Raw genomic sequence first — 4,207 nt, forward strand, 5'->3', positions numbered from 1 at the left:
TGGTGGTATTCTTGTAATAAATTTTTAAGTAGCTCTTCCAAAATCACGCCTCTAAAACGCAATAAACATTTGTGCGTCGCGAAAACTCGCCTAGATCGTTTAACTCACGTAAATTTAGCAAAAAGCAGGCTTCAACGCACTTAGCCTGCGTCTGCGCGATGAGATCTAATGCCGCTCGTGCGGTGCCTCCAGTGGCGATAAGATCGTCGATTAGCAATACCTTGGCATCTTGCACGCCGGAGAATGCATCCACATGCATCTCGACCTGATCGAAGCCGTATTCAAGGCTGTATTTTTGCGAAATCGTGATATAAGGAAGCTTCTTTGGCTTTCTAATTGGCACAAAAGCAACCCTCAACCTCGCAGCAAGTGCCGCTGCAAAAATAAATCCGCGACTTTCTATGCCTACTATGTAATCAAGTCCGTAATCAGCGTAGCGCTCGGCTAGATGATCAAGCAGGAAATTAAACGCCTCGCGATCGCCTACGAGCGTCGTGATATCGTAAAACAAAATACCGGGCTTTGGGAAGTCGCGCACGGTGCGGATCGAGCGAAATAAATAGCTTTTTTGCTCGCTGCTTAGACTTTTCATAGCTTACCTCTTTTCAATCTTGCGTTTTGGATTTTTAAGCTGCAGTTTTCGCTCTCCTCATTTTGCAGGGCCTCAATGCCGAAGCGAAGGGCAGTTTTAAGCTTTTCGTTATCGCTTTTAAGCTTTGAAATTCTTTCTTCGCTCTTGCGAAGCAAAGCATAAATTTTAGAATTTTTTCGGATCGATAGAATAAGTAGCGTTGCAAAAAATAGCGCTAAAACACCTAATGCTACGCTCATTACTTGCCTCCTTCATTTGGATTTGCAAAGCGCATAGTAGCGATTGTTGCGCTAAAATAGGCAGAATTTATGCCTCTAAAATACGCGTTAGAAAGATTTGCTCCCTTTAAATTTACGCTGCTCACAATAGCAGACTTCTCATCTTTTAAACTCGCACTAGCGCAATTTATATTTTCTGGCTTAACGTTCATGCAGAAGGAATTTGTAACCTTGGAATTCATAATTGTGAGGTTCAAACCGACAAAATCTTTGCGGCTAGCTTTTTGAGCAAAATTTTTCTCACAAACACTCTCGCGCGTAAAATTTAACGTAGAATTTGTGCTAGTGGAATTTTTACCCAATGGATTTTTCCCATCAAAGATTATCTTTGCGTGCGTCGAATCTAAATTTATATGACGTGCACCGCAAAAGCCTATCAAGGAATTCTCGCCGGTAAATAAGGAATTTTTATCGTTAAAGCTCCGTGCAAAATTTGACGCAGAATCCATGCCGATGGGATTTTTGCAAGAAGGGATTTCGCCTACGAAGCTTAATTTAGAATTCCGCCCATTTAAATTAGCGCCATAGCTTTGTTCCGTAAAATTTTGAGCGGAATTCTGCATGAAATTCTCCCCATCAAATCCATGCGCGCAATTCGAACTACCGCAAGCGCCTAGCTTTGCGACGCGCTTAATGTGCCTACCACCCGCAAAATCGGTGCTAAAAAACGCTCTAATCATATCTTCAATCACCAGCGCGCCCATCAATCGCTCGCCGAAGGCTAGGACGTTGGCGTCGTTGTGCTCTCTGGCTAATCTAGCGCTAGTCGCGTCATGACACAACGCGCAGCGGATGTGAGCGTGGCGATTTGCGGCGATGCTGATACCGATGCCCGTACCGCAAATCAAAACACCGTAAATGCCGTAACTGGTAGAATTTAAAATTTTATCTTTGCTCGCGTTTGCGGCAGCTATGCTTGCGCAGGCGGTCGTATTTGCGTCCGCATCAAAATTCTTGCTGTAGCCGCTCTTGACGGCGTTAAAATTTTCACCACTGCCGTTATTGCCGGCGCTAAAATTCTTACCTTTTTCGCCGCACTGTGCGGTACCATTAAAATTCCCGCTACCGTTTATACTCGCGCTGGAATTTCCGCTGCCGCCTCTACCTCGCGCACCGGAATTTTCTGCGGTCGTGGCGGAATTTTTGCCGCTACTTTCTTTAAAATTTTCACTTCGCGCGCAAGCTTCACATTCGGCTAAAATTTTATCCGCCAACGTGCCCGCGAAATCGGGATAGTCTACGCTCGCTTCGGCACTATGCGTGCCAAGATCGACCGCTTCGTAACCTAAAGCGGCGAGTGCTTTTTTGGCTTGCTCCTTGGCACGAAAGCCCGCATGATCGCTCGCTATAAAAATTTTATTTATTTGCATTGCCGCTCCTTATTTTTGTTCATAGATTAGGCTCTCGTCATTTTGCAAGGTATCGACGAAACGCCCGATTCGCTCCCAGCGGATCTTGCGATCGGCATCGATACTAAAATATGTAAACCATGGCTTACCGACGATCAGACGATAAGGTACCGGACCCCAGAAGCGGCTATCAGCGGAATTATTGCGATTATCGCCTATCATAAAATACTCATCCTGCGGCACTTTGATGTAAAAGGCATTGAAGCTTATCCCTGCAGCTTCGAAGCTATGAGGAATTTCACTTAAACTAATGGGCTTCATAGAAAATTCACCCTTCTCAAGCGCAAGTTTGACATTTGTTAGCATCGAGTTCCTAGTATTAGGGTCGTAGTGAATGCCCTTAAATTTATACGGCTCTTTGACATATTTTTCGCCACCTAAAATCACAATATCGCGAGCATCATAGTTTGCGGCAATGAATTCATCTCCTTCATGCGGACGAAGGTAGAAATTATTCAGATCAAATATTACCTCGTCGCCGCCTACGGCAAAATTTCGCTTTACAAAGTGCATTTTTTCATTAAGCGGATAGCGGAAAACCACGATGTCGCCGCGCTTTGGCCCCTCGCCGCGGATGATATGTCCATCCCCGTCGCTATCAGGAGCTACCTGCCACTCTACAAACGGAATATGCGGAGTCGGGATGCCGTAGCTAAATTTTTTAACGAATAAAAAATCGCCCTCCAAAAGCGTAGTGCGCATCGATCCACTAGGGATCACGAAGGCTTGCGCAACAAAAAGAATGACGAATAAAACGACGATGACCGTCCCCGTCCAACTCGATAAAAAGTGATAAATTTTACTTAGTATTTTCATTTAGACTCTTTGTCTTAAGCGATTTTTCGCCGATTTTATCGTGTTGCTCAAAAGCATCGCAATCGTCATAGGCCCCACGCCTCCGGGCACGGGTGTGATGAACGAGCATTTTGGCGCAACCGCATCAAAATCGACGTCGCCCCTTAGCTTGCCGTCCTCGCCGCGATTGATCCCCACATCGATTACCACCGCGCCTTGTTTTATCATATCGACACCCACAAAACGCGCCTTGCCGACCGCCGCGACCAAAATGTCGGCATCTGCGCAAAGCCGCTTTAAGTCTTTCGTCTTGCTATGAGCGATAGTGACGGTGGCATCGGCATTTAACAGCAGGCTCGCCATCGGCTTTCCGACGATATTGCTGCGACCTAGCACGACGGCATTTTTGCCCGCGATCTGCACGCCGTATTCCTCAAGTAAGCGCATCACGCCAAGCGGAGTACAAGGCACAAAACCGTCCGCAAGCCCGCTAGTAAGCTTGCCTACGTTTATTGCACTAAATCCGTCCACGTCCTTTTGCGGGCTTATTTTTTCTAAAATTTTATTCGTATCAATGTGCTTTGGAAGCGGTAGCTGCACCAAGATGCCGTCAATGCTCTCATCCTCGTTTAAATTTTCTATCAGTTCTAAAAGCGCCGCCTCGCTCACGTCGGAGCTCAAGCGGTGCGCTACGGATCGGATCCCACAGGCGGCGCAGGCTTTTTCCTTGCTCGCGACATAGGTCTTGCTCGCCGCATCCTCGCCTACTAAAATCACCGCCAGCGCGGGCTTTACGCCCTTTGCGGCAAGATCCGAAGCGTCCGATTTGATCTCATCTTTTACCTTCGCGCTTATGCTTTTGCCGTCGATTAAAGTCATTTAAAGCCTTTTTGAAAAATAAGGCAAATGTTACCCTAAAATTTATAAAATTTAGATTTATTCAGCGGGATTTTATGGGAATTTGAAAGAATTTTAAAAAGAATTTCGTCCTAAATTTAAGCCTGCTCAAATAAGCCTAAATTTTATCGTCATTATAGACGGATGGACACCTTGACACCGCTATATTCAGGCTGCAACGCTGCTAAGGCTTGCATTGCGGAATGAAGCCTTATTTGAGCAAGAACTACGAACTT

At 45.8% G+C, this 4,207-nt stretch carries 4 protein-coding genes and 2 pseudogenes; all 6 read right to left on the reverse strand.

Going from position 1 to position 4,207, the window contains the following annotated elements; all coding sequences use genetic code 11:
- Positions 1 to 43 precede the first annotated feature (43 nt).
- Positions 44 to 592 carry an adenine phosphoribosyltransferase gene (locus tag Q0277_RS00665; RefSeq protein ID WP_291937052.1) on the reverse strand — a complete coding sequence of 183 codons (549 nt, stop codon included), beginning with the start codon at positions 590 to 592 and terminating at the stop codon, positions 44 to 46.
- Entirely contained in the window at positions 589 to 831 is a 243-nt protein-coding gene (locus Q0277_RS00670; RefSeq protein ID WP_297994486.1) for a hypothetical protein, read from the reverse strand. Before Q0277_RS00670 ends, Q0277_RS00665 begins: the two co-directional genes overlap by 4 nt.
- A gap of 653 nt (positions 832 to 1,484) precedes the next feature.
- Positions 1,485 to 1,727, reverse strand: a pseudogene (locus Q0277_RS00675) (RpiB/LacA/LacB family sugar-phosphate isomerase); the annotation flags it as partial.
- A 348-nt stretch (positions 1,728 to 2,075) separates the two neighbouring features.
- Positions 2,076 to 2,240, reverse strand: a pseudogene (locus Q0277_RS00680) (RpiB/LacA/LacB family sugar-phosphate isomerase); the annotation flags it as partial.
- A gap of 9 nt (positions 2,241 to 2,249) precedes the next feature.
- On the reverse strand, positions 2,250 to 3,095 hold the full coding sequence (gene lepB, locus Q0277_RS00685; RefSeq protein ID WP_297994491.1) for a signal peptidase I: 846 nt from the start codon (positions 3,093 to 3,095) through the stop codon (positions 2,250 to 2,252).
- On the reverse strand, positions 3,096 to 3,953 hold the full coding sequence (folD, locus tag Q0277_RS00690; RefSeq protein WP_297994494.1) for a bifunctional methylenetetrahydrofolate dehydrogenase/methenyltetrahydrofolate cyclohydrolase FolD: 858 nt from the start codon (positions 3,951 to 3,953) through the stop codon (positions 3,096 to 3,098).
- Between the last annotated feature and the right edge of the window lie 254 nt (positions 3,954 to 4,207).

This window comes from uncultured Campylobacter sp. (assembly GCF_938030815.1).
GTDB lineage: Bacteria > Campylobacterota > Campylobacteria > Campylobacterales > Campylobacteraceae > Campylobacter_B.